The 26,025-nt window shown below is 45.5% G+C and carries 17 protein-coding genes and 1 pseudogene; 13 read left to right on the top strand and 5 right to left on the bottom strand.

Annotation, left to right across the window (positions count from 1 at the left end):
• Positions 1-257: 257 nt before the first annotated feature.
• Positions 258-1,073: a cobyrinic acid a,c-diamide synthase gene (locus tag QUA45_RS01730; RefSeq protein WP_333072746.1), complete on the bottom strand. Its 816-nt coding sequence runs from the start codon at positions 1,071-1,073 to the stop codon at positions 258-260.
• 498 nt (positions 1,074-1,571) lie between these two features.
• Here QUA45_RS01730 and QUA45_RS29035 point away from each other — a divergent pair, with 498 nt between their 5' ends.
• The 3 genes from QUA45_RS29035 to QUA45_RS01720 all read left to right on the top strand — a co-directional run bounded on the left by QUA45_RS29035 (position 1,572) and on the right by QUA45_RS01720 (position 5,527).
• Positions 1,572-1,739 (top strand): Mo-dependent nitrogenase C-terminal domain-containing protein, encoded by a 168-nt coding sequence (locus tag QUA45_RS29035; RefSeq protein ID WP_445305282.1) that lies wholly within the window; start codon positions 1,572-1,574, stop codon positions 1,737-1,739.
• Positions 1,740-2,069: 330 nt separating this feature from the next.
• Complete coding sequence (locus tag QUA45_RS01725; protein WP_333097552.1) at positions 2,070-2,933, top strand: Npun_R2479 family HD domain-containing metalloprotein; 864 nt, start codon at positions 2,070-2,072, stop codon at positions 2,931-2,933.
• Between the two features lie 668 nt (positions 2,934-3,601).
• Complete coding sequence (locus QUA45_RS01720; protein WP_333097555.1) at positions 3,602-5,527, top strand: alpha-amylase family glycosyl hydrolase; 1,926 nt, start codon at positions 3,602-3,604, stop codon at positions 5,525-5,527.
• A gap of 279 nt (positions 5,528-5,806) precedes the next feature.
• Here the strand turns inward: QUA45_RS01720 and QUA45_RS01715 are convergent, their stop codons facing one another.
• On the bottom strand, positions 5,807-6,124 hold the full coding sequence (locus QUA45_RS01715; protein ID WP_333219095.1) for a hypothetical protein: 318 nt from the start codon (positions 6,122-6,124) through the stop codon (positions 5,807-5,809).
• A 285-nt stretch (positions 6,125-6,409) separates the two neighbouring features.
• Between QUA45_RS01715 and QUA45_RS01710 the strand changes: the two genes are divergently transcribed.
• The 4 genes from QUA45_RS01710 to QUA45_RS01695 all read left to right on the top strand — a co-directional run bounded on the left by QUA45_RS01710 (position 6,410) and on the right by QUA45_RS01695 (position 10,623).
• Positions 6,410-7,294, top strand: a complete 885-nt coding sequence (locus QUA45_RS01710; protein WP_333097558.1) for an inositol monophosphatase family protein — start codon at positions 6,410-6,412, stop codon at positions 7,292-7,294.
• A gap of 160 nt (positions 7,295-7,454) precedes the next feature.
• Entirely contained in the window at positions 7,455-8,135 is a 681-nt protein-coding gene (locus QUA45_RS01705) for a Crp/Fnr family transcriptional regulator (protein WP_333068980.1), read from the top strand.
• Positions 8,132-10,057, top strand: coding sequence for a M61 family metallopeptidase (locus QUA45_RS01700; protein WP_333097560.1), 1,926 nt, complete (start codon positions 8,132-8,134; stop codon positions 10,055-10,057). Before QUA45_RS01705 ends, QUA45_RS01700 begins: the two co-directional genes overlap by 4 nt.
• A gap of 92 nt (positions 10,058-10,149) precedes the next feature.
• Complete coding sequence (locus QUA45_RS01695; protein ID WP_333097562.1) at positions 10,150-10,623, top strand: TerB family tellurite resistance protein; 474 nt, start codon at positions 10,150-10,152, stop codon at positions 10,621-10,623.
• Positions 10,624-11,138: 515 nt separating this feature from the next.
• On the opposite strand, the gene QUA45_RS01690 is transcribed toward QUA45_RS01695, so the two are convergent.
• On the bottom strand, positions 11,139-11,669 hold the full coding sequence (locus QUA45_RS01690) for a peptidoglycan-binding protein (protein WP_333097564.1): 531 nt from the start codon (positions 11,667-11,669) through the stop codon (positions 11,139-11,141).
• 272 nt (positions 11,670-11,941) lie between these two features.
• The gene (locus tag QUA45_RS01685) at positions 11,942-13,591 is read right to left on the bottom strand and encodes an NAD(P)H-hydrate dehydratase (RefSeq protein ID WP_333219092.1); all 1,650 of its coding nucleotides are present in this window, start codon (positions 13,589-13,591) and stop codon (positions 11,942-11,944) included.
• A 123-nt stretch (positions 13,592-13,714) separates the two neighbouring features.
• On the opposite strand from QUA45_RS01685, the gene mnmA reads away from it, so the two are divergent.
• The gene (mnmA, locus tag QUA45_RS01680; RefSeq protein WP_333219090.1) at positions 13,715-14,806 is read left to right on the top strand and encodes a tRNA 2-thiouridine(34) synthase MnmA; all 1,092 of its coding nucleotides are present in this window, start codon (positions 13,715-13,717) and stop codon (positions 14,804-14,806) included.
• Positions 14,807-14,984: 178 nt separating this feature from the next.
• Here mnmA and QUA45_RS01675 read toward each other — a convergent pair whose 3' ends face one another.
• Positions 14,985-15,569 carry a hypothetical protein gene (locus QUA45_RS01675; protein WP_333097568.1) on the bottom strand — a complete coding sequence of 195 codons (585 nt, stop codon included), beginning with the start codon at positions 15,567-15,569 and terminating at the stop codon, positions 14,985-14,987.
• A 1,753-nt stretch (positions 15,570-17,322) separates the two neighbouring features.
• On the opposite strand from QUA45_RS01675, the pseudogene QUA45_RS01670 reads away from it, so the two are divergent.
• The 5 genes and pseudogenes from QUA45_RS01670 to QUA45_RS01650 all read left to right on the top strand — a co-directional run bounded on the left by QUA45_RS01670 (position 17,323) and on the right by QUA45_RS01650 (position 25,994).
• A pseudogene (locus QUA45_RS01670) lies at positions 17,323-18,063 on the top strand (PP2C family protein-serine/threonine phosphatase).
• An 83-nt stretch (positions 18,064-18,146) separates the two neighbouring features.
• A complete protein-coding gene (locus QUA45_RS01665) occupies positions 18,147-18,725 on the top strand; it encodes a DUF6272 family protein (RefSeq protein WP_333219088.1) in 579 nt (192 codons plus the stop codon).
• Positions 18,726-18,771: 46 nt separating this feature from the next.
• On the top strand, positions 18,772-19,116 hold the full coding sequence (locus QUA45_RS01660; RefSeq protein WP_333097577.1) for a slr1659 superfamily regulator: 345 nt from the start codon (positions 18,772-18,774) through the stop codon (positions 19,114-19,116).
• A 70-nt stretch (positions 19,117-19,186) separates the two neighbouring features.
• Complete coding sequence (locus QUA45_RS01655) at positions 19,187-20,662, top strand: adenylate/guanylate cyclase domain-containing protein (protein ID WP_333219086.1); 1,476 nt, start codon at positions 19,187-19,189, stop codon at positions 20,660-20,662.
• Positions 20,663-21,167: 505 nt separating this feature from the next.
• On the top strand, positions 21,168-25,994 hold the full coding sequence (locus QUA45_RS01650) for a PAS domain S-box protein (RefSeq protein ID WP_333219084.1): 4,827 nt from the start codon (positions 21,168-21,170) through the stop codon (positions 25,992-25,994).
• Positions 25,995-26,025: the final 31 nt, after the last annotated feature.

Below are 26,025 nucleotides of genomic sequence, written 5' to 3'. Positions count from 1 at the left end.
AGTAAATTTGTCCTTCAATTTGAGTGCAAGTTTCAACCTTGACTCCAGGCAAGTCTAATAAATAGTCTAAATGAAAGCTCATTACTCTAACTGTATTGGTTGATCTATTTTACACCATAAACTCAGGAGAGCCTGAAAAATTCTGTTTTAAGCCGGCGACTAGAAGTCCCATGATTCAACAAAAACTCTCCTGTTCCCAAATCGAAACTAAAAGTAAAGAGAAAAAAGCAACGTAGGGTACACCTTATTGCGTCAAGTTAATGAATAAATTGCAAGTCAGTAGGAAATCTTTCTTCTTCTGGTTCTGGGTCGTAAATGTAATCGCAGTCAAAACGCAGAGCTTGAGAGTGGCGGCTGATAGAAAATCCGCAATTACTCACCATTTCTGTAGTAAAAGTTGCCATTACTAACTCAATGAGTCTTCTGTAGGAAATGTTAGGTAGTTGAACGTAATAGGTGCGTCTGGCAAAAAAGATTCTCTCATCTTTCGGTATAATTATGCCATTAATTCTGTGTGCGTGTTGAATCGGCTTGATATAGGTTTCAATAAACTGCGACTGATTTTTTTGCAGTCTCGCTAATCTTTCGTGTTGCAACCAGCTCATTTGAAACACAATTTTAATAAATTCAAAGCCCAAAATATAGTTAAAAACATTATTGCGTTCTTCTGTACTCAAGACGAAGCGGAGTGCAGATTCTAAATATTGGTCAGTTTCTCGGCGCGATTGTTGAGCTGAGTGGATATAAAATTGTTTGATGTAGCTTCTTAAATCTGATTCGTTTAATTGTTTTTTGACCCTAAATCGGATTAAATACTCTTTGACTCGGTGTAGAGTATCTACATCTTCAAACATTTTTGAGACTAAACCGTCGGCTGTATAATTATCTAAAAATTCTGCTTGCAAGTCGGGAGTAGATGCACACAATATGTAGCAGAGAGACAAGACATAGCGCCGTTGGTTCCAAGGCAAGCTTTGGGCCCAATCTTTAACTTCTACAGGGAGTTTTTGGAGCACGGTATCTGTGTGGGGGAGTTGAGCAAGGTCGGCATATTTATGTTTTTGTTTAATCATTGCCTGAAACCTTATATTAGTAAGTATACAGAGTCGTAGATCGCAGATGATCGGAGAGGGGAGCTGCGAGGGAGGGCTGCCACTGATTCTGTCTTATTTTCTTGCCATCTATCCAAGTATAGATTCTGTAGGGAACAGAGGGCGTGATCTGTCTCACACTTTAGCGAGTTTTGAATCACAAATGCTAGTTCTTCGCATCACATTTTGCGACTGTGAATGTCACCCATAAAACTTATTCAGGTCATCGGAGCAACACTGGGTTTCGTTGAGAATTAAGTCGGGTGATGCCTAAGTTTTTGTTAGTAATGATTACTGAGATCAATCATGAACTTTACTCTAAGTATTTTCCCGGAAAATTGGTGCCTGGACTTAACTTTTAGCGATCGCCTCGTGCAAGCAGTGCGACAGTGACTTGATAGCACTGCATGCAGGGGGAGAGCCGCCAGTAACTTAGCGGTGTGCCAAGTTATACTCGCACGGTGTTCTTGAGAGAGATATATTCAGTTATTGGGACACCATCTTTTATACATACCGCCTATGTGCAAGCTTAATCCTGTGTATGAGGAATTAATGGGGTTGCGTTTTCCATCGCTCTCGTTTTTGGGCGGAAGCACCGAAAACAGATACAAGTTTCCGACAACAGTGGTGAGCAACCCAAAATTTTAGATCCTACTTCTCGCCCCCAGATGTATCTGTCGAGTAAATCTAAAATTTAAAATCGACTGACGTATGCACGGAAGATGGAACACCATACTGCTGATTGAGGGGTGTCATACCTCGATCGTCCATTTATCTCAATTATTGATGGGGTGTGTCGATCTGGTAGTTGCGAGAGCCATAATTTAAGCCATAATTGTTGATAATATCAATGGATGCGTCTCGATAGGAGTTGGTCTCCATCGTAGCGCTTAAGCCAAAAATAAGATTAAACGGTAGCACCAAAAACAATAACTATAAAAATAATTTAATGATCTACGTGGGCTCAGGGAAGTGAATATGTTTAATGCAACTGAACTGCTGATTAATGCTTTTGTAAATCGACTGATTGAAGGCTACCGGTACACCTACGGCGGGTTGAAATCTGACTATAGTGAAATTATTGCTTGGGCAGCGAGTATGGCTTTGGAAAATATTGCTAATAGCGATGCTCTTTACCACAATGTGGAACACACTATTTTAGTGACTTTGGTGGGACAGGAGATTCTGCGCGGCAAGCACATCCGGGAGGGTGGTGTTTTATGTGAACATTGGTTGCATTTCCACATTGCTTTGCTGTGTCACGATATCGGGTATGTGAAGGGGGTTTGTCGGCAAGATCGAACTGATTTGAGGCTGTATGCAACGGGGATAGAGGATTCGCAAGTGAAGCTACCTCCGGGGGCGACGGATGCGAGTTTGACGCCTTATCATGTCGATCGCGGAAAAATGTTTATTGATGAGCGTTTTGGCGGTCACAAACTGATTGATGCTGAGGTGGTTAAGCGTAATATTGAGCTGACTCGTTTCCCAGTTCCTGCCGATGAAGATTATCAAGATACTGTCAATTATCCAGGTTTAGTGCGCGCTGCTGATTTAATTGGTCAGTTGAGCGATCCACGATATTTGCAAAAGATTGCGGCGCTGTTTTATGAGTTTGAGGAGACTGGGCAAAATCTGGTTTTGGGCTATCAAAATCCGGGAGAGTTGCGAAATGGTTATCCGAAGTTTTATTGGAATGTGGTTTATCGATATGTGAAGGATGCGATCGGCTATTTGGAACTAACGCAGCAAGGGAAACAAATTGTTGCTAATTTGAGCGCGAATGTTTTTCGGGTGGAGCATTCTCAGGTTCCAGAGTCTGCGGTGGCTGTAGTTAGCTAGGGTTGGGGTGGATGTCGCGCGATCGTTCTTTTTTGGGATAAGTAGATCGCTCTAGTTAAATACTGCTGCATAGTCAGGGTAGCTGGGATGTTGCACGATTCTCAAGAATCCTTTCAGAGCGGGCTCTCCTGCCCTGCCACAAAAAAATCAACTCTTTGTCGAATCGGCCCGAAAGCCTGTGCGAGCGACAATGGTGCAAGATATAAGGATAAACGACTTGCACAAGGATTACAACAGGAATTGTAGCAAGTAATGCAGCAAGGAATGGGAGAAACTGCTCTGCAAATTCCTAGGCAGCTTCTCAATCTAATTGACAATCAAACCATTACTCAAACAATTGGTTTGAGGGTTGAAGATATCCAAAATTTGCGGGAGGAATGAAAGGAAGGAAAAAACGACGATCGCACAATTAGTACACCTTTTCTCATTACCAGGCTTAGTCTGGTACGGCAGGTGTTTGAGGATCTGCCTCTTTGAGGGAGAATTACGCTAAATATTAACTCTCATTCACCTAATCCTTAAGGATGAGTCTGCCCTCTCTCTGAAGGAAGATTTCTTTAAACGAGTAAATTCCGTATGATGCTGTAAAACTCAGTCCGAGGGGAAAGCTATTTCCGACTTGAGATCCCAATAACTGACCAATCTTACAATATAAAAAAATACATCTCATGACATCAGTCACTCCCAATCAAACTTCCTCTCAATACGAAGTTAGCGAACCAGAAGAAAAAATTGAGTCTCTGGTAGAAGAAGTTAAGCCAGAAAGCGAACTCGATTTAGAATTCCTCTACACCAGAGACATTGAATTCCGACAAGAAACAATTTATTTCATTGTAGTCGATCGCTTTTACGACGGCGACCCCACAAATAACGAAGGCCCAAACCCAGAACTTTACGATCCAGAAGGCAAAGATTGGGGCAGATATTGGGGCGGTGACTTGCAGGGAGTTATTGACAAACTCGATTACTTAAAAGATATGGGAGTTAGCGCAGTTTGGCTGACGCCACTGTTCGAGCAAGTTGAAGCATTATTTGTCGAACAAGCTGCAATTCATGGCTACTGGACTAAAGATTTCAAGCGACTAAATCCCCGCTTTATTGCCAAAGGCGACAATCCTTCTATTAACCAAACACAAGAAAGTAAAGATACGGTATTTGACAAATTAGTACACGAGTTGCACCAGCGAAACATGAAACTCGTACTCGATATTGTCTGCAATCACAGCAACCCAGATTTTAGCGGTAAAAAAGGGGAACTCTACGACGACGGCGTAAAAATAGCTGACTTTAATGACGATGAAGATGACTGGTATCACCACTATGGCGAAGTCACCAACTGGGAAGATGAATGGCAAGTCCAAAACTGCGAACTGTCGGGTTTAGCAACTTTCAACGAAAATAATATTGCCTACCGGAATTACATTAAGTCAGCAATTAAACAATGGCTGGACAGAGGTGTTGATGCTTTGCGGGTTGATACAGTCAAGCATATGCCTATTTGGTTTTGGCAGGAATTTACTGCTGACATTTTAACACACAGACCTGATGTTTTCATTTTTGGCGAATGGATTTACAGCGATCCTCGAAATGATCGTTCTGTGGAATTTGTCAACGAGTCGGGGATGACTATTTTAGATTTTGGTCTGTGCGTGGCCATTCGAGAAGTATTAGGAAAGGGTGCCGACGCAGGATTTAAGTTAGTCCAAGATGTCCTGAATTTAGATCACCGCTACTACGGCGCGACGGAGTTGATTACTTTTATTGACAACCACGATATGCCGAGGTTTCAGTCGTTGAATCCCGATCCAGAAATGCTGCAGTTGGCGATATGTTTAATTATGACGACTCGCGGCATTCCCTGCATTTATTACGGCACCGAACAGTATTTGCATGATGATACAGATGGGGGCAATGACCCATACAACCGCCCGATGATGGAAAAGTGGGATACTGATTCGCCAATTTACCGGGATGTGCGGTTGCTGTCGGGATTGCGGCGGCTGAATCCAGCTATTTCGATGGGGAGTCAGTGGCAAAAATATCTAACTGCTGATGTTTATTGTTACGTGCGCCGCTATCGCGATTCTGTGGTGTTTGTAGCGATGAATCGTGGCAATGCTGTTACAATTAAAGAGGTTGATACTGAGCTGCCTGATGGAGAGCATACGGAGGTTTTATCCCGCCGTAAGTTTGAAGTTAAAGATGGAATGCTGTACAACTTAGAATTGGGTGCGCGAGAAGTAATGATTTTTAGCCGCGTCGGAGAGCGAGTTAAGGCAAAAACTATTGTGCGGGCCCAGCTTAACAGCGTTAGAACTCAGCCTGGTGAAAGAATTGTGGTGATTGGAGATTGTCCTGAATTGGGGAATTGGGATATTAGTAAGGGTTTCCCCTTGGAGTATATCAATACTAATACTTGGTTTGGTGAAATTCCTTTTAATGAAAGTGCGGGGAAGTTGATTTCTTATAAGTATGCACTTCTACGGGAAGGACTGTCGCCTCTCCGAGAAAATCTGGTTTGTCGCCGCTGGGTTTTAGTTTCGGAAGGGACTGTGAAATGGCGGGATAAGTGGGCGAGTGGACGGGAGTCTTAATAGTTTTGAGTTTTGAGTCTTGAGTAAGATAATCATGGGTGCATCAACAGGGTTGGATGGACGAAAATACTTGTTTGAGGCTTTCGATTATGTGTTGAAAACCCTGTTGATTGAGTAGGGGTGAATAACTGCTGTAAGATTAAATTCGTAATTGCAACTCATAACTCATTACTTTTTAAATATGACTTATTGACCTTCTATTTATAGCAGTAAGGTGTGCATTTTGCTGCATCATCCGGACGTGAGTTATGGTGCGCCTCGGTGCACCTTACAGTTTTATTAAAGCATCGCAATTTCTCGACCAAAACATCGATATAAAGTTCGCTGTTGTGGGTTCACAACCATTTTGTAGCCTGGCTGCGCTTGAGATTCAGCTTGTTGAGGATTTTTTAGCAAATTGACGATCGCCTCCCGCAAACCTGTTGCATCTCCCACATGTACCACTTGGCCAAGATCCGGGGCAGCTAAATAATCGACCCTACCTTGAGTCACAGTGATGACGACCGAGCGCTTGCACGCCATTGCTTCCAGTAAAAACTGCACTCCAGCAGCATATTTATTGCCCCCCAAACAAACTGCAATTTGGTGATGGCACAAATTATCTAACCTCAGAAAATTCTATCCTTAACTATTGAAAGTGGTGGTGCGGTCAGTCAGTCGATTTTAGATTTTAGATTTTAGATTTTAGATTGACTCTACACATGATGAATCTGGGGGTTCTCAGTCATATCTAAATTTTTTTAATTTCACCAATCCTGTCTGGGGCTTGTATAGCAACGGCCCTCATGCTTAGGAAAGCGGGTTTACGGACAACCGGGCGCAAATCCTGTACGAATCAAAAACAGTGACACCCGCCGATCGATTCAAAGGACTTAAGCTTTTATGCTGAAGTTAGCTAAAGAATTTATGTTTAACCTCATGTATATTTCTCCAGAGCAAGACCAAAAAATTCGCTACACCCTACGCGAGTGCGGTCAAGAAGCTTACAAGCTAGCAGCCGAACCTTTTGAAGTTTCCGAGAAAGGGCCGAACGACTACGTGACGAGTATCGATCAATACCTAGACCGACAACTATCGGAAGCATTTAGCGCTTTGTTTCCTGAAGACGGCAGGATCACCGAGGAAAACAGCGCCTCCAGAGCAGCTTACCGAGCTAATTACCAGCGCCTCTGGTGCATCGATCCCCTCGACGGGACTGAAGAATTTATTCGGGGAAAACTTCACTACGCTTCGATGGTGGGGCTGCTGCTTGAAGGGGAACCGGTGGCCGGCTGGCTCTACGCCCCAGCTTTTGACCAAATGTATTTTGGCGGCAAAAATTGGGGATTGTTCCAAAGTGTGGGAAACCAAGGGCCGCAGCCGATCGCGCTGTGCAAACCGCCGGCTCCGACAGCGGAAAATTGTAAAATTATTCTCGGAGACAAAGACCAGAAAAACTACGCCCGGGCGATCGCCCAAAGCATCCCCGGAGCCGAATTTTACTCGCTGGGCAGCTTTGGCTTAAAAGTAATGGAAGTTATCTTCGGTAGAGCCGGTTTGTACCTGTATCTCAACGGCAGAGTTAAAGTGTGGGATACCGCCGGTCCTCTGGCTTTAGCAAAAGCAGCCGGATTGGTTTGTTGCGACTTGCAAGGTCAACCGCTGAGGTGGACTAAAGATGCGATCGAGCCGGAAACTCTGGCCCACACACAGTCAATCGCGATCGGCTGGCCGGAATACATAGAACCTCTGTTGGGTAAAGTTCAACAGGCAGTGGCCGGCTTGTAAACCCGTTTAAGATTAAAGAATCTACCAATTTTACGTGAACCGGGCCTCTGCACCCTTATCATCAATTAAAGGAGCAACGGATTGTTTGTGTTCCCAAACATCGATCGTTCCCTAGCTGTTGGGTGTCGCCTAATCATATTTCCCACCTCCGCGAGTTTGCATGAAGACAGAAGCTTTCAGTGAGCTATTCCCTCTATTTAAGGGTGCTAACCCAGAAACCTTGGGAGGGCTACTATCAAATGCCGTCAAGCATGAGTATCCCCCGGGCCGAGCTGTGGTGATGGAGGATTCTTGGGGCAACGCGATTTACTTTGTCGTGTCTGGCTGGGTAAAAGTCCGGCGCTTGTCAAACGATCGAGCTGTATCAATGGCTATTTTAGGACGGGGTGCCTTCTTCGGCGAAATGGCCATTCTGGACGAATCTCCCCGATCGAATGACGTACTTGCTCTATCGCCCGTGCGACTTCTCAGCGTCACAGCTCAGCGATTTATCCAAACCCTCTTTAAAGACCCGCAATTGCACCACCGGATGCTGCAACTGATGGTGCGGCGACTCCGCCAAACCAATCTCCGCTATCAACTCCGAAACCGGCAGCCAGCGGTTAAACTAGCAAATACTTTAGTCGAGCTGGCAGAAAACTACGGTCAGAAAACTGCTGAGGGCAAAGATATCTTCAATATTCCTTATGAAGATTTAGCTGATGTGACAGATATCACCCTAGATGAAACCAGCAAAATTATGGAAAAACTCGATAGTAAAGGTTGGATCAATATCGATCCAGACCACCAAACTATCCATTTGATCAACCTCAAGCACTTGATTAATTTGGCAAGTCAATGACTGATGTTACTTCTTTGGATACCTCGTCCGCTGCCGGCAACCGTCAGGGGCAACTAACAGCACCGACAATTCAATATTCGGTGGCGATGCCCAATCCTGAATCCCATCTCTTTGAAGTAACTTTGCGCGTGCAAGGTTGGTCGGAACCGGTTCTGGATTTAAAAATGCCTGTCTGGACTCCCGGTTCTTACTTGGTTCGAGAGTACGCCCGCCACCTGCAAGATTTTAGCTCCCAGGCGGGCGATTCCCTGCGGGATAGCTACGCCGCGCGTGCTTTACCTTGGCGCAAGAAAAGCAAAAATCACTGGCAAATCGAGACCGATTCGGTGTCAGATGTCACGGTTCGCTACCGCATTTTTGCCAACGAACTGACAGTGCGAACCAATCATTTAGACTCGACTCACGGTTATTTCAATCCAGCGGCTTTGTGTTTTTTCTTGCCTGGTTTTGAGAGCAACTGCTACACCGTGAATGTTGTGCCACCGAAGCCCCAATGGCGCACCGTTACTACTTTGCCACCTGTTCCCGGCCAAAATCTTACTTTCGCTGCTGCGGATTTTGACACTCTCGTAGACAGTCCTTTTGAGATTGGCTATCATGAAGTGTACGAGTTTGAAGTCATGGGAAAACCCCACCAGCTAGTTGTTTGGGGGAAAGGCAATTTAGAACCAGATCGCACGATTCGAGACATCCAAAAAGTGATCGAAGTCGAGGCAAAAATGTTCGGCGGCTTGCCTTACGAACGCTATGTGTTTTTCCTGCATTTGTCCGGCTCTGGTTTTGGCGGTTTGGAACACAAGGAGAGTTGCACTCTCAACTATCCGCGTTTTGGTTTTCGGGCCAAGGAAAAGTATGAACGCTTTATTCAGTTGGTAGCTCACGAGTTTTTTCACCTGTGGAATGTCAAGCGCATTCGACCGAAAGCTCTGGAAGTATTTGACTACGAAAAAGAGAATTACACTCCTTCTTTATGGTTTTCTGAAGGCACTACCAGTTATTACGATTTGGTGATTCCTTTTCGAGCTGGTCTATACAACGTCAAAGGTTTTTTCCAAGGTATGGCTAAGGAAATTACTCGCTTGCAGACGACTCCGGGGCGCAGCGTTCAGCCTCTGAGCGAGTCGAGCTGGGATGCTTGGATTAAACTTTATCGCCGGGATGCTAACAGTGATAATTCGCAGATTTCCTATTATTTGAAAGGGGAAGTTGTTTCGTTTTTGCTCGATTTGTTGATTCGAGCTAGACACGGCAACGAGCGATCGCTCGACGATGTGATGCGTTTGATGTGGCAGCAGTTTGGCAATGCTAATTCTGCCCAAAATGGCGATTTTGACCTGAAGTCGGAAACAGATGGCAAGTCGGCGCATTTGACATCAAACGGAGAGTTAAATTCTCCTTCGCTGCCCGCAGAAATAGGCTTTACTCCCGAAGAGTTGCAAAGTGCGATCGAGTCAGTCGCCGGCATCGATTTGAGCGACTTTTTTGCGCGCTATATAGACGGCACAGAAGAGTTGCCTTACAACAAATATCTCGAACCTTTTGGGCTGCAAATTGAGGTAGATGAAACTGACCGAACGCCTCGCATCGGTTGGACGTTGGGAGCCGAAAACGGGCGGGAAATGGTTAAATTTGTCGAAATAGGCTCTCCGGCACAATTGGCGGGAATTGACGCTGGGGACGAGTTGCTGGCGATCGAAGGTTTTCGGGTAAATTCAGAACAAGCGGGCGAGAGGCTTAAAGATTATCAGCCGGGGGACACCATAGAGGTGACAGTTTTTCACCAAGACGAACTGCGGACTCGTCGTGTGACTCTCGCGCCGCCCCGCCCTGGCCGCTACTCGATCGTGCCGGTGGAACAGCCCACCGCTATTCAGAAACAAAACTTTACTGGATGGCTGGGAGTTCCTCTATCAAAATTGTGACATAAATAAAAGGGAACGGGAAACAAAAGACAAGAAGGAATCAGGCTCAATTCCCAATTCCCAATTTCAATTACCAATTACCAATTTTGATTATGCAAACCCCACCTCCTCCATCAATTACACCCCGCCAGATGAATCTGCTGAGGATTGTTACTTCTATGGCGTGGGCTGACGGCGAACTCGCCACAGAAGAAGTTAATTTAATGCTCGATCGCTTTTGTCGTTTGTTTGCCCCAGATACCGACGGACAACAAATGCAACAAGAACTGCGGGATTACATCATGCAAAATATCCCCCTTGACGAGTTGATCGGTCAACTAGAAACTCAAGATGAAAAGGAATTAGTTTTGCAACTCGGCTATGAAGTGATTTCTTCTAGTTCTCGCACTCCCGATGAACCCAAAATTAACGCTGAAGAAGCCGCAGCTTATCAAAAATTAGTGCAGTTGCTGAATCTTTCAGAGGATGTGGTCAAGCGTATTGAAGCTGAATCATCGGCTGCAGATACTTCAGAGGGAATTATAGAGAAGATGGCTCACAAATTAGAAAAGTTCATCAAAGGCTAGTTCGGGACTTGCGCGCGCTTGGCTTAAAAACCCGGTTGATTCCTAAATTTCTCGTTACTCAACCTGGAAATTTTCGTATAAACCGGGAATAAGCCCCCCATGCCTAAATCTTGTTAGGTAAGTATCGGAATAATAATAATTTTCTGAGTGCAACTATTTACAACTAAATCAGAAGGGAAATAAACCGGATTGTGACCAAAAATTTCTTGATGGTACAAGCCCCCTAATTTCTCCGTGGAATCAATCCAAAATCTAAAATCCTCAAGCCCCCTAATTTATCCCTGGGGTCAATACAAAATCTAAAATCTAATGACTCCCAATTTCCTAAGATATACTAACAAAAAAACATAGGAAATTTAAGAATATTTTTAATCGCCGGGAACGGTAACAGAATTGGCGCCCCTTCCCGCGCGCTGCCTTCCCCTTAAGGAAAATTAGGGATTTTGGCTTTGCCTAAATCCCTAATTTATCTACGGATTTTGGGCGATATCACTGAAAGTGAATCCAACCCGTCATTAGTGTGGCAACTTGCTGAGGGCGTGCCAAGTTCTGTAGCCGACAATTCCATCTTGCGGTAAAGCCATGCTAATTTGCAATTGTCGCACTGCTACATCTGTCATCGTCCCGAAGGATCCGTCAATGAAGCCGAAATAGTATCCATTGATTTTCAAGACATTCTGAACAATTTTAACAGCATTACCAGAACTGCCCTTCATTACTACCGGCATATTCACAGGTGCACCAGAGTATAGTGCTTCCCAAGTGATAGGGCCGACAATCCCATCTTCTTTTAAAAAGACGCGGTGTTGGTAGCCTTTGACCGCGTTTTGAACTTGGACGCCGAAGATACCGTCCATCGGGCCAAAATAATAGGCCCAATGATATAGAAGCTGTTGCAGTTCCTTGACAGCTTGACCTGTTGAACCCATTTGTAAAGTGGGTTTGTTTACTCCAGTGGTTTCAGAAAATGCCAGAGTTGATTGAGCAGTAGTATCGGCGACAAGAGCCATAGTTTCATTGTTCAAGCTTCTTTCTTCGGTATACATAATGTGGTTCCTCTCAAGATTTAAGTTTTGGTCTTTGATATTTCAGGTATAACTGGTGGGCTTTGTGAGTGCACAGTCACTTTTTGAAGTGTCACTCATGTGAGTGTCACGGGTTTGAGTTACCCGTTGGTTTGCCGTAAGGAATGCAAGTTGTAATATTTTGATGAGGACTTTCGTTGTCACTACAAACTAAGGGGTAAGGTGCGGGGTACACACGCTACAAAATATAAAGGTGCGCGGTGCGCACCCTACCAACTACTGTTGATTGTTTACTAAGCAAATTCTCGCAATGTGGGAATTAAATACTGTGTCAAAGTAAAGGCATCTACTCCTAATTCCGTCCGTTCTTTGGCAGCCATGATTCCGGCTTGAGCGTGCCACCAAGCTGCTGTTGCTGCAACTGATTGGGGGGGGGATTTGCGGGCGATCGCAGTTGCTAATAGTCCCCCTAACAAGCCTGTAAGAACGTCGCCGCTGCCGCCTCTGGCGAGGGCTGGGGTGGTTTCGGGATTGAGGTAGGTGATGGTACGTGAAGCGTAGCTATCCCCTAGGGAATCGCCCTCCTCCTTCCAACTTATGCAAACTCTGGCTCCTTTGAGCAATACCGTTGCACCGCAAAGCTGAGCTGCTGCTTGAGTTGCCGCAATTCGATCCTCGCCCGTTTCGTCGGCTAATTCGGGAAATAAACGCTTGAATTCGCCCGGGTGAGGCGTGATAATTGTCAGTGCTGAGCGTTCGGACAAAATGGGGACTGTGCCGAGTTGAGCGAGGATATTTAAACCGTCAGCATCTAAAACCAGAGGTCGATCGCTCTCCAGTACAGATTCTACAGCTATTGCCGCTTCCAATGTCAGACCTGGCCCTGCGGCGATCGCATCATAAGAACTCAAATCAATTGCTACTGGCAACTCGCTAATTGCACCGCTTTGGGTTTCGGGACATCCTATAACTAATGCCTCTGGCAACTGACTGCTTAACATCGATTTAATTGACTCAGGAACCGCAATTGACAGCATTCCGATGCCGCTTGCTCTTGCTCCCAATGCTGCCAAAATTGCTGCTCCGCTGTAGCGGCGGGAACCTGCAATAATTAGTAAGTGACCGTTGGTGTATTTGTGCGAAATTGGCGATCGGGGTAACGGCAAATGCTGAGTTGCCGAGGCTGTTGTAATGCGTTGTATTGCTGGCGTTTCGCCCAATACTGCTGCAATATCTGCTGCGGGAATATCAAAATCAATTAGTTCGGAACTCCCGATATATTCTAAGGCTCTGTCTTGCAGAAATCCCATTTTCCACAAACCCAAACATAATGTATGTTTTGCCCGAATTGCAGTCCCCAAAACTTCTCCGGTATCTGTATGAATTCCCGATGGAATGTCTATACTTAAAATGGGTATATTTAAATTATTTATTTCCTCAATAGCTGCCGCAGTGGCGTTATTAATTTCTCGTTCTAATCCAAATCCAAATAAACCATCTACGAGCAAATCGCAGTTTTTCAGCGGTTCAATTTTGTCAACAAATCTAATATTTAAATAACGCGCATAATCAGCGTGATTTTTTGTAAGTTCTTTTAGTTTAGAAAACGGGCAGTAAATAACTACTTGGAACCCTTGAAAGTGCAATTCGCGGGCAACAACCAAAGCATCGCCGCCGTTGTGTCCGGGCCCAACCAATACGCCGATAATTGGCAATTGAGAATTAACAAGATTTTTCCCTTCTTCCCTTTTTCTTCTATCCGTTAAATCCCGTCCACTGCTAGTTGGCCCACTTCCTTCCACCTTCAAAAGCTGCTGAATGCGTCTAGCAATCAGTCCCGCGACTTTTTCCATTAAAGCTGCGACTGGCATTCCCGCAGCAAAGATTCTCGTTTCTATTTGCCGCATTTGGTCGGCGGTAACAACAAATTTTTGAATAGTCATTTCGATTACAGTGGTGGTAAGCTTTCAGCTAACAGCAGCAGTGGCCGTTTGTAGTATTTTAGTGCTACAATGAATTAGCTCGATCGAACAAAGTAACAGTAAAATAGCAATTTCTCCCCAACCATGAACAAGATTGTTGTAGGCCTCTCCGGCGGGGTCGATAGTTCCGCAGCAGCCGCAATTTTACACCATCAGGGATATGAAGTGGTGGGTTTAACGCTGTGGTTGATGAAGGGCAAAGGTCAGTGCTGCTCTGAGGGAATGGTCGATGCAGCTAAAATTTGCGAAGATTTGGGCGTTCCCCACCACATTGTGGACAGCCGCGAGGTCTTTCAGGCAAGTATTGTCGATTATTTGGTGGAGGGTTACAGTGCAGGAGTTACGCCTTTGCCTTGTTCGCAGTGCAATAAAACTGTGAAGTTCGGGCCAATGCTTAAGTATGCTCGCGAAGAACTCGGAATTGAAAAAATAGCTACAGGACACTACGCTCGGATTATTTACGATGCTGCTACAGGTCGCTATCAGTTGCTGCGGGCGATCGACCCTGCAAAAGATCAGTCTTATTTCTTGTACGATCTAACACAGGATTTGTTGGCGGGTACGGAATTTCCTTTGGGGGAAATTACCAAGACAGAAACTCGCAGAATTGCCGCGGAATTTGGCTTGACAACTGCTGATAAGCCGGAAAGTCAGGATTTGTGCTTGGTGGAAAGTAACGGTTCGATGCGGGCTTTTCTGGATAAGTACATTGCGCCGCAAAAGGGTGACATTGTGGACAAGTCAGGGCGGGTGCTCGGACAGCACGACGGCGTTCACCACTATACAATCGGTCAGCGGAAGGGACTCGGAATTGCTGCACCGGAACCGCTGTATGTGATTGAACTTGATGCTGTTGGCAATCGGGTAATTGTGGGCGATCGACAGTTGGCGGTAGAATCTGAATGTACAGTCCAGAAAGTGAATTGGGTTTCTGTAGCTGCACCGACGGCTCCGATTCGGGCTCAGGTACAGATTCGATATCGATCGCACCCCGTCCCCGCTACAATTATTCCTGTGGAATCCTCCGAAGCAGAGGAAAAAGTCAGCGCTACAAGAGTTAAGTTGATTTTTGACGAACCGCAGTTGAGCATTACTCCCGGACAAGCGGCCGTTTGGTATGACCAAGACGTGCTGTTGGGCGGGGGCATCATCGAAAGAAACCAACTCCCAAATTAAAGTAAGGGGCGGGCTAGAAGCCCACTCCACAAGAAACCACCCACAACAAAACTCACTCTTTGTGCAACAGGCATCTTGCCTGTTTGTTCTCCCCACCCACAACAAAATTCACTCTTTGTGGAACAGGCATCTTGCCTGTTCCAAAAGGAAGTTTATTTTTGATTTCACCGGCTCAAATTTACCGAGCTAACTTTTTTTCCAAACGCAAGATATTTCCCCTAGCATTAGTACGGTAAACCCAAGTTTGCCTACCATCAGAAACCACAACCCGCCAACCTTCGACAATCATTTGACCGCAAATTTCATCCGCTTTCGCGAGTCCTAAACAAGTATTCGGCCAACTTTGTCCCCTGGATTCAGTTACTTTCAACTTGTCCGCAGCAATGCCAGTGGAGTCCGACAACTCTTGGCGAACCGCTGCTGCCACGGTTGCGGGCAATTTGTTCGGGGGATTTTGGCGCGTAGCCTCGGTCAAATTGCCCGGTTCGGAAATCAGAGTATTAAGTGCCAATACCGAATAGCTAATTTTTTGGGGCACCGCTGCTGAGGAAAATTGCTGCGCGGTTTGCTGCGGTTGCTTTTCCAACTGGGCAAGGGAAGATTTGAGAGCGCCCGCCTTAGCTTCTGCGGTATGTCTTAGCGCCGGATACATTTCCCATACTAGAATCCCTGTCAGCACCAAAGCCAAGATTACAGGATTGGGCTGCTTTTGGTCGCGGTTTTTATTCGTTTGAAATTTATTTATGGAGATTCTTTTCATCATACGCCCTCTGCCTCACTTTACACAATTCGCGATCGCTCCTGAACACTCAACTGCAGATACTTATTTAGACACTCTTGCTGGTGCTATTGGTTCCTTTGTGCAGAACCGACTTGACTGCTAGTTGCTGGTATGGCACAAGTATTTCCTACTCGCTGCAGGCTGTTGTGCTTCAGGAAACTTGCACTACCCAGTTATTACTTAATTTTTACTTTTTGTCTCAAGGTATTAAGAAAAATTTATGCTTAAGTAAATATTCTTAAAAGCCTCTAATCCTCCCCTCCAATCTCAGTACAAATTACTATTCTTCGTTCCACAACTGCTAAACGTGTTTTAGACTGTGGGAGGCGAGCTGAGCCAATGATATCACAGGGATGTCGCAATATTTGTTGCAACAGGACGAAAACGCATTAGAAATAAAACCAGCTATCGCCGATTAATTGTATTAGCATTGTGGTTTTCTAGAGCCACCGTCCTCGCAACTAATTTAGTAGCAAAGGCTACTTTCTGAGTACAATTTTGTTGACATCTATCCATTATGAACAGGAAATCCCTGGCAATCCATTTAATGAATCGGCTGAGTTATCCTCAAAGAATTCTCCCGATCGGTTTTCTATTTGCAATACCGTTAACCTCGGTCATGTACCTGTTTGTTGATTGCCGAAATTAACAGCAGGGTTGATTTTAAAAAGAAATCTACGGTAATGAATACCTGCGACCAGTGCGCCATTTTAGGGAATACATACCTAAAACTTCAACAGTTAAATAATCAGAGTTTAAATCCTAATTTAAGCACTTCAAAATTTCCCAAAATTTAGAAGCCTAAGTAGACAAAAACTTTCAAGCCTTAGCAAATACAGATAGCCAGGTCGAAAACATATTAATGTCCAGTGAAAATGATTATAAATTCATCAAAATTGGCACAACTTTAAACGTCGTAGCCAGTGGAGTTTAGAAACTTACGCTTTTGTCTATCAATGTTTAGCTACAGAGATTGATAGACTGAGCGCTCGCGTCGGCGATACTTCTAATCTGATTTTAGACCCAGGTTTGGATACATATTATTTAATAACTACTACTTTGCCTCAGCTTCCACAAATGGAAAAATCTTTGTCAGAAATTAGGCTGATTTCTCAAAAAATTAGCCTAATTTCCGATGCCATACCAGAATAAAGAGTGCACGTGATTACTCTTTCCAGCCGATTGAGAGAAATTAATGATGATTTGGCACTAATATGGAAGGTACATTTAGCAACGATAATTAGGGGAATCGGCGCTTGGCATTAACACAGGATTTAATAAAATTTAATTTTCTGCTGGTTAAGCAGCTAAACAAGCAACTATATCAAACAATATATCAAACTGTATCACTAAAATACTACGCATACATCATTGGCAGTAAATTGGCTTTAAATTCCAGTTTAAAAGTCAGGAGCAAAAGTGTAAACGAGTTAAATTTTCTTCAGAACTGGCTTGCTAATTGTATTAACAATAAACAATTGTTTTTAATTTTAGTGTTAACAATGTTAGCCCTATTTATTTATCTATTTGTGTCTTTTTACAGGGCAGTTATGCCAACTAAATTTGTTATTTGCGAACTAAAAAAAAGGCAAATGACAATTTTGAACAAAAAATTATTTTGGATAACAGAGATGAACTGCGGCAAGCTGTGGGTGCGTTTACCAAGATTGCCGATGCCCTAGTTGCGGCAAATCAAAAAATTACTGTTCTCAACGATCGCCTAAAAGCTGAAAATATGCGAATGAGCGCTGAACTAGACGCTACTCGCAAGATGCAGCAGATGCTGCTACCGAAAAAGCGAGAACTCAACGAAGTTATCGCCTTAGATATTGCGGGATTTATGGAAGTTGCTGAGGAAGTAGGCGGCGACTATTACGACGTACTCCAGCACAAAGGTAGAGTAAAAATCGGCATTGGGGATGTGACGGTACACGAATTGGAGAGCGGCGTTTTAATGATTATGGTTCAAACGGCTGTCCGAACTTTGCTCGCCTACAATGAACCCGATCCGGTGCGATTTTTAAGTGGTATGAACAGTGTAATTTACGATAATGTGAAGTGAAGGAAATCTGATAAACACGCCAGCCTTGCTTTGCTAGACTATCAGCAAGGAATGCTGAAGTTGACTGCCCAGCACGAAGAAATGATTGTCGTGCGGTGTAACTGTTCTGTCGAGCGCTTTGATACAATCGATTTTGGTTTCCCGATCGGGCTTGATGCAGATATTGCTGAATTTGTTGGTGAGAAAATTGTGCACTTGCATTCAGGAGATGTGGTTGTGCTGTACACTGACGGGATTACGGAAGCTCAAAGTATGGATCAACTGCTTTATGGTTTAGATGGGTTAATAGAGGTAATAGAAAGTTATTGGCAGCGTTCGGCTACCGAAATTAGGCACGCTTTAATTAAGGACGTGCGATCGCACATCGGTAAACAACAAGTTTTTGACCACATCACGTTGCTGGTATTCAAATAAAAATAACTACTTGGATATCCCTTCTAAAGTTTAAAATATATTTAGTGATGTCCCTCATCTCAAACTTTAGCTCTCAAATAGATATGATTCAGATTTTAGGTAATTTCATCGAGCAGCCCCCTAGCCAAGAATACTTAATAATTGGATTTTCTCCTAGTTCGGTTCCTCTCAAGCAGCGGTGGCGGAACAATGGTTTGTCGGCGGATTTTTTGGCTGACTACCTGACGACTTTTTTTCCGGGCGAACAAAATGAACCCTCGACAATTGAAAAACAAGCTGAAATAAAAAGCGCTGTTAGCTACATTGCAAACGAGTTATTGGAAAATGCCATGAAATTTAATAATGAAACTTCGGAGTACCCCATCTACATTAAACTGCAATTAGAGAGCGACGGAGTGATTTTCTCAGTTGCTAACAGCATCTCTCCGGAAGCTGTGGACAAGTTTCAGGCTTACATTCAACAGTTGCTGACCTCGGAACCCAGCGAACTTTACATTCAGCGGCTGGAAAAAAATGCTGCTGACGAAAGCTGCATCAATTCTGGATTGGGTTTGTTGACGATGCTCACCGATTATAGCGCCAAACTTGGCTGGAAATTCCAGACCCTGGAAAAAAACCCGGAAATAATTGCAGTGACAACTATGGTGCAATTAACAGTATAACCAACGCTGGCGATCGATAATATCTAAGGGACTTTTTTTTGTGACTATGGAAATTAATACAGAAGATTACCAAATCTGTTACGATCCAGCAACGGCAACCGTGAGTATTATTGGATCTCTAAGGCTGAGCGGGCCTGCCGAGTACGCACCGATAGCGCAGTTGCTGATGAAGGTTGCCGACGTGGAACCGACGAAAATTACCCTCAATTTGCAGCAGTTAGAATTTTTGAACAGTTCTGGCATCAATATGCTATCTAAGTTTATTATCCAGGTACGCAAAACAGCCAGGGTGCAAATGGCGGTACAAGGCTCTCAAAGCATAGGTTGGCACGGTAAATCTTTGAGGAATTTCCAACGCCTGATGCCTGGTTTGCAATTGGATTTTCTATAGAAAAACGATTACGTTTAGGGTGCGATCTGTTGAGAAATTTTTTGTTAGTCGAGGCGCAAATTCTCGAGTTATGCTGGAAGAACAACCATCTAGAGAACAGCTACTTTTAGAGATAGAGAGATTGCGCCAGCAAGTGGAAGACTTGAAGGAGGAAAAAGCGGATCTGGAAATCTTGTTGGAAACTACTGCTCAACATTCCGATACCGTTGAAACTGAGTTACGATCTCGCGCATTCGAGGCCGTGCGCGAAGGCGAAATCAAGCTGGCTCAATTTCTCGAAGCGATCCCCATAGGTGTGCTCGTGCTGGATTCTCAAGGCAGACCTTACTATGTAAATCACGCCGGACAGCAGTTACTCGGTCAAGGAGTTTTGCCATTAAATTCAGTTGAGAATTTGTCAGAAAGTTATCAAATTTATATGGCGGGAACTGAGAATATTTACCCTTTCGAGAATTTGCCTATCGTCCGAGCTTTGAGGGGCGAAAACGCGACGGCTGAAAATCTGGAAATTCATCAACCCCACAAGAAAGTTCCCCTTGAGATTTGGGGAACGCCAATTTTTGACGAGGGTGGCAAAGTTGCTTTTGCGATCGCAGTTTTTCAAGATGTCACGGAACGCAAAGAAGCTGAAGCCGATCGCCATTTATTTATTAAGAAACTATTTGACCTCAACCAAAATTTAGAAAAATCCCTGGATGCCGAATCAGAGTTAACTGATGCCTACGGTAGATTTGTGCCTCACCAATTTCTAAATTTGTTGGGATATGAAAGTATTATAGATGTCCATTTAGGCGACCAAGTGCAGCAGGAAATGTCGGTGCTATTTTCGGATATTCGGGATTTCACGACGCTTTCAGAAACTATGACTCCCGAAGAAAATTTTAAATTTATCAATGCTTATCTTTCGCGGATGGAGCCTGCAATTACTAGCAATAACGGGTTTATTGACAAATACATCGGGGATGCAATTATGGCTTTGTTTAGTGACTTTGCCGATGATGCAGTAAAAGCGGGTATTGCAATGCTAAATATCCTCAGAAATTACAACGAATACCGTCAAGGTGTCGGCTACATCCCGGTTAAAATTGGAATTGGCATTAATTCGGGTTCTTTGATGCTGGGGACAGTTGGGGGTAAAAGCCGAATGGACAGCACTGTGATTAGCGATGCTGTTAATTTAGCATCTCGCATTGAAGGATTGACCAAAGATTACGGCGTACCTCTGTTAATTTCTCAGCAGACGTTGGAACGGTTGCGAAATCCAACAGATTATGCTATTAGGATTGTGGATAAAGTACAGGTAAAAGGAAAATCTCAATATGTCGTAGTCTATGAGGTATTTGATGCAGATCCGCCGGAAATTTTGTCGGCAAAGCTAGCAAATTTGTCTGTATATAATGAAGCTATGTTACTGTGCGATCGCAAGGAATTCCGAGAAGCGGGAAAATTATTTGAAGAGTGTTTGCGAACAAATCCCAGCGATCATGTAGCTCGCATTTACCTGAAACGCTGTCGGGATTGGCGATCGCTCCTCAAAGGAATTTAAAGCAAGCTAGTCTATTTGAGATTTGAGATTGACTCCATATAGCAATCCTCGCATCACTTGTGAATTTCTTACTTTCTCCCTGCAGGTTTGGGGAGAGTTGGGGTAGGTGAAAAATTTACGACTCCTGTAAAGATTGATATATATCTTGAGAGTGATGACTGACCTCTGGAATCTGTCAAAGGTGTAAAATATAAACAGCTTTATAGCGGTTACTTCTGAGGCTTCTCAAAATAGAACGGCTGAGGGCGGAACAGCCAGCGATCGGTAATTTGGTGCGAGAACGGCGGCCAGCGCTTAGCCTGTCTCAGAAAAAGTGGGCGGATGAATTAGCGACGACCTTTCCCCCGATCGATCTTTGGGAAAACGGATACCCTACGCCTTCTCGCTTGGCACTCAAGCAAAGTTAGATATTTCTGGATGAGTTAGGTAATTTGCCAGATGCAACGCTTCGCGAATGCAGTCGGGCGCTGCGAGCAAGATATTTTTCGGATAAGGAGTACAAAGGGTGAGTTTAGAGGGAATCAACAGCATTTTCAGAGTTAGACTACTTCCCTATGGTGTGGCGACCCTCTCCGTGGCTCTAGCACTGGCGCTAACCCGATCGCTTTTACCGTGGATCTACCCAACCACGACACCCCTGTTTTTCATCGCGGTGATAGTGAGTACCTGGTATGGCAATTTCGGGGCCGGGTTACTGGCAACAATTTTATCCGCGCTGGCAATTAACTATTTTTTTATTGAGCCGTTCTATTCCTTACAGATAGTTAATGTAGAGACAATTCTTCGGATCGGTATGTTTGTGCTCGCGGCAGGATTGATCGCTTCACTCAATAAATCGTGGCGCACTGCTATAAAAAATGCGAAAGCAGCCTTGCAAAATTTACAGGCAATGGAAGTAGAACAACAGGTGCGCGGCGAAGCAGCACAAGATGCAGCGACTGAGGCAAAAGAACAACTAGAAACGGTACTTTCTAGCATCAACGATGGGTTTTATATCCTCGATGGCGATTGGCGCTACACCTATGCCAACGATCGCTACTGTGAAATGGTTGGAATGTCGCGGTCAGCGCTTCTGGGTCAGAACATTTGGGAGCTATTTCCCGCTGCAGTTGATACCAATGCTTATGTGCAGTTTCATCGGGCAATGCACGAACAAAGGCCGCTCCAGTTTGATTATCTCTACTCACCTGGGAACGGTTGGTATGACTACCGAATTTACCCTTCGCCCCGTGGACTTACCGTTTTGCTTGCTGACATTACCGATCGCAAACAGGCCGAACTCCTGCTAATCGAGCAGAAACGACTGCTGGAGTCGATCGCGTTCGGACAACCACTAGACGGCTGTCTGGCAGCCGTGTGTGACTCAGTATCCAGGCTGAATCCGGGTACCCGCGCGGGCTTCCTGCTAGCAGATGCTCAGGGGCTGACGTTTAACAGATCCATTACTCCAGACTTTCCAGCGTCTTTTGGTGAAGGACTCCAAGACGCTCCGATTAACGATTTGTGCATTGGAACCTGTGGCGAAGCAGTGTATAGCGGCCAGCCCGTGACCTGCGCCGACATTGCCAACGACGATCGCTGGTCGCAAGCATGGCGAAATTTATGCGTGGCTCATGGCATTCTCGCGTGTCATTCTCAGCCCGTGTTCAGGCACGACAATCTACCTCTGGGGTCGCTGATGCTGTGCTTTAGCGAGGCGCGGATGCCGACGGATTGGGAACATAAACTCGCCGAGTTCGGCACCCAAGTTGCCAGCATCGCCTTCGAGCACGATCGATCGTTCCAGGCGTTGCGCGAGAGCGAAGAACAGTTCCGACTGGCTTCCGAAGGCGGCAATTTGGGTTTGTGGTATTGGGATATGGAAACTGACACGCTGAGTTTTACGGACATAGCCAAAGCGATGTTTGGTTTACCCGTGGATCGGGCAATGTCCGTGCAGGTGTTTTTAGAAGCGGTGCATCACGACGATCGCCCATTCGTTCACACGGTGATCGATGAGCTAAAAGCGAATCAACCGCATACTGAAATTGAGTATCGGACGCTGTGGGCAGATGGCACCGTTCGTTGGATTTTGGCAAAGGGCGATTGCGCCTACAACGCTGATGGCATTATAATTTCGACGCGGGGCGTATTAATCGACATCAGCGAGCGCAAACAAGCCGAAGAAGCGTTGCGTCAAAGCGAAGAACAGAGTCGGAACATTCTCGAAAGCATTGATGATGGATTCTTTTCCCTGGATGAGAATTGGCGTTTTACTTACGTGAATCGGTCAGCGGAAATTCTGCTAGACCGCACTCCGGGCGCTCTGATTGGGAAGAATTTGTGGGAAGAATTCCCAGGACTCGATGGCAGCGAGTTTGAGCGGGTTCATCGGCGTGTGGCAAACGAGCGCTTGGCTTTCTCAGTCACGGCGTTTTATCCCGATCACGATCGGTGGTATGACGTTCGCACTTACCCTGCGGCGAACGGGATTACCATTTATTTCCGAAATGTCACCGATCAAAAACTGGCCGAGGAGGTATTGCAACAACGAGAAGCAGAACTTCGTTTAGTCACCAATGCCGTGCCTGCCTTGATTTCCTTTGTAGACTCAGACCAACGTTACCGCTTCTACAATCGAGCATATGAAGAATGGTTTGGACATCAGGCAACGCAAATTTACGGCAAGCATCTCCCAGAGGTTTTAGGCGAAACGGGGTATGAAGCGGTTCGTCCTTATGTTGAGCAAGTCTTGGCAGGAGAGGAAGTGACCTTTGAAACCCAAATTCCCTACAAAGATGGTGTAACCCGTTATGTCAATGCGACCTATGTTCCCCGCTTCAATAGCCAGGGAAAAGTTGAAGGGTTTGTAGCACTGGTAAACGATATCACCGATCGCAAACAAGCCGAAGCCACACTACGGGAGAGTGAGGCACGGTTCCGGCTGATGGCAGATGCCGCCCCTGTGCTGATTTGGATGGCTGGCACCGATAAACTCTGTAATTACTTCAACCTCCCGTGGCTAAACTTTACCGGACGGACGATCGAACAAGAAAAGGACAATGGTTGGGCAGAAGGAGTCCACCCCGACGACCTCGATCGGTGTTTAGACACCTATGTGACTGCCTTTGATGCCCGTCAACCGTTCAAGATGGAATATCGCTTGAAACGCTTTGATGGCATATACCGTTGGGTTATGGATGAAGCTGTTCCTCGCTACGGATTGGAAGGTGAGTTCTTGGGCTACATCGGCTCTTGTGTTGATATTGAAGACCACAAGCAAGCTGAGGAAGCCCTGCGCCAGAGTGAATCCCGCCTCCGTCTGATCTTTGAAAGCGCCAAAGATTATGCCATCTTCACCCTCGACCTTAACGGCATCATTGCCAGTTGGAACTCAGGGGCAGAAAGGCTGTTGGGCTATACCGAGACAGAAGCTATTGGTTGCCCGAGTCGGACGATCTTCACGCCCGAAGATAACGAACAAGGACAACCCGAGTACGAGAGGCAAACAGCTCTACTGCAAGGACGAGCAGAAGACGAACGCTGGCACGTCCGCAAAGATGGGAATCGCTTTTGGGCCAGTGGATTGATGATGCCCCTGCTTGACGAAGCGGATTGTCCGCAGGGATTTGTCAAAATCATGCAGGACAAGACCGCACAACGGCAAGCAAGTGAGCGACTGCAATTGCTGTATGAAACTACCCGCGATCTGATGCAGACAGAACAGCCTCTGGCTTTGATGGACACGCTATTCCGCAAACTTTCAGTGCAACTCGATCTGCACTCTTACTACAACTTCATGGTGGAAGAAAAAGACAACCGCCGGATGCTGCATTTGAGAAACTATGATGGCATCTCTGAAGAAAGGGCGCAGGCGATCGCATGGATCGAATTAGGGCAATATCTCTGTGGATTTGTTGCCCAAACGCAGCAGCAACTTGTCTTGAATCAAGCCGAACTCTCCACTCATCCGAATGGTAAAGCCGTCTCTCAACTGGGCATGACGGCTTACGCGGGTCAACCGTTAATTGCTCAAGGGCAGTTATTAGGAACGCTCTCATTTGCCAGTCTGACTCGGACACACTTTACGCCTGCAGAAATCGAGCTGCTGGGATCTACCTGTGACCAGATCGCGATCGCTCTGGAACGGGCAAACCTGAACGATTCACTCCAGCAGCAAGCGGAACAGCTAAGACAGGCAAATCGGATCAAGGATGAGTTTTTAGCGGTACTGTCCCATGAATTGCGATCGCCCCTCAATCCCATCCTGGGGTGGACAAAGCTGCTGCAAACTGGCAAGCTGGATGCGGCCAAAACTGCACAGGCGTTAGCGACGATCGAACGCAATGCCAAGCTGCAAGCTGAATTGATTGAAGATTTGCTTGATGTCTCGAAAATTCTCCAAGGCAAGCTCAGTCTTAATATTCGTCCTGTCGATTTAGCTTTAACTGTGGAATCGGCGATCGAAACTGTCAATTTGGCTGCTGTTGCCAAATCCATTGATATTCGGACTGTGTTAGATCCTCAGATCGGACAAATTTTGGGGGATTCGGGCCGTTTGCAGCAAGTTGTGTGGAATCTTGTTTCCAATGCGGTCAAATTCACCTCAGCCGGAGGGCGCGTTGAGGTGAATTTGACTCGTGTTGGCAATCACGCTCAAATTACGGTGGCGGATACAGGGATTGGCATCGCACCGGAGTTTTTACCCTACGTGTTTGACTACTTCCGGCAAAAAGATGGCGCTACAACCCGCAAGTTTGGTGGCTTGGGATTGGGGCTGGCGATCGTGCGGCATCTAGTGGAACTGCACGGTGGCACCGTTGGGGCACAGAGCCAGGGTGAAGGGTTAGGAGCTACCTTTACCGTAAGACTGCCCCTATCAGGAAAGGTAAGAGAAGAAAACTCTCTGGCAATACTTTCGGAACGATCAACTGCGGAGGAACCGTTATCCGGGATGCGGATAGTTGTGGTAGATGATGAGCCGGATATGCGAGAGTTGATTTCCTTTTTGCTAGAAGATGCAGGTGCAGAGGTTATGACTGTTGCTGTCCCTCAAGAAGTCCTCACAGCGTTGACTAATTTCCAGCCAGATGTCCTGTTGAGCGACATTGGAATGCCGGGGATGGATGGCTATATGCTGTTGCGGCAAGTGCGAGCTCTGCCGCCAGAACGGGGCGGGCAGATTGCCGCGATCGCCCTGACTGCCTATGCGGGGGAGTTTAATCAAAAGCAAGCTTTGCAAGCTGGATTTCACCGACATCTGGCAAAGCCGATCGAACCGGATAAATTAATTAAGACGATCGTCGCACTTGTTTGCAATAACACTCATGACCCCGCCAGCGATCGAGATTGAGCCGAAGGATCTCAAGCATATCGAACATCAC

The organism is Microcoleus sp. Pol12A5, from assembly GCF_036701435.1.
Lineage (GTDB): Bacteria > Cyanobacteriota > Cyanobacteriia > Cyanobacteriales > Microcoleaceae > Microcoleus.
The sequence above is the reverse complement of the archived record's forward strand: the minus strand, read 5'-3'. Positions and strand labels throughout refer to the sequence as shown.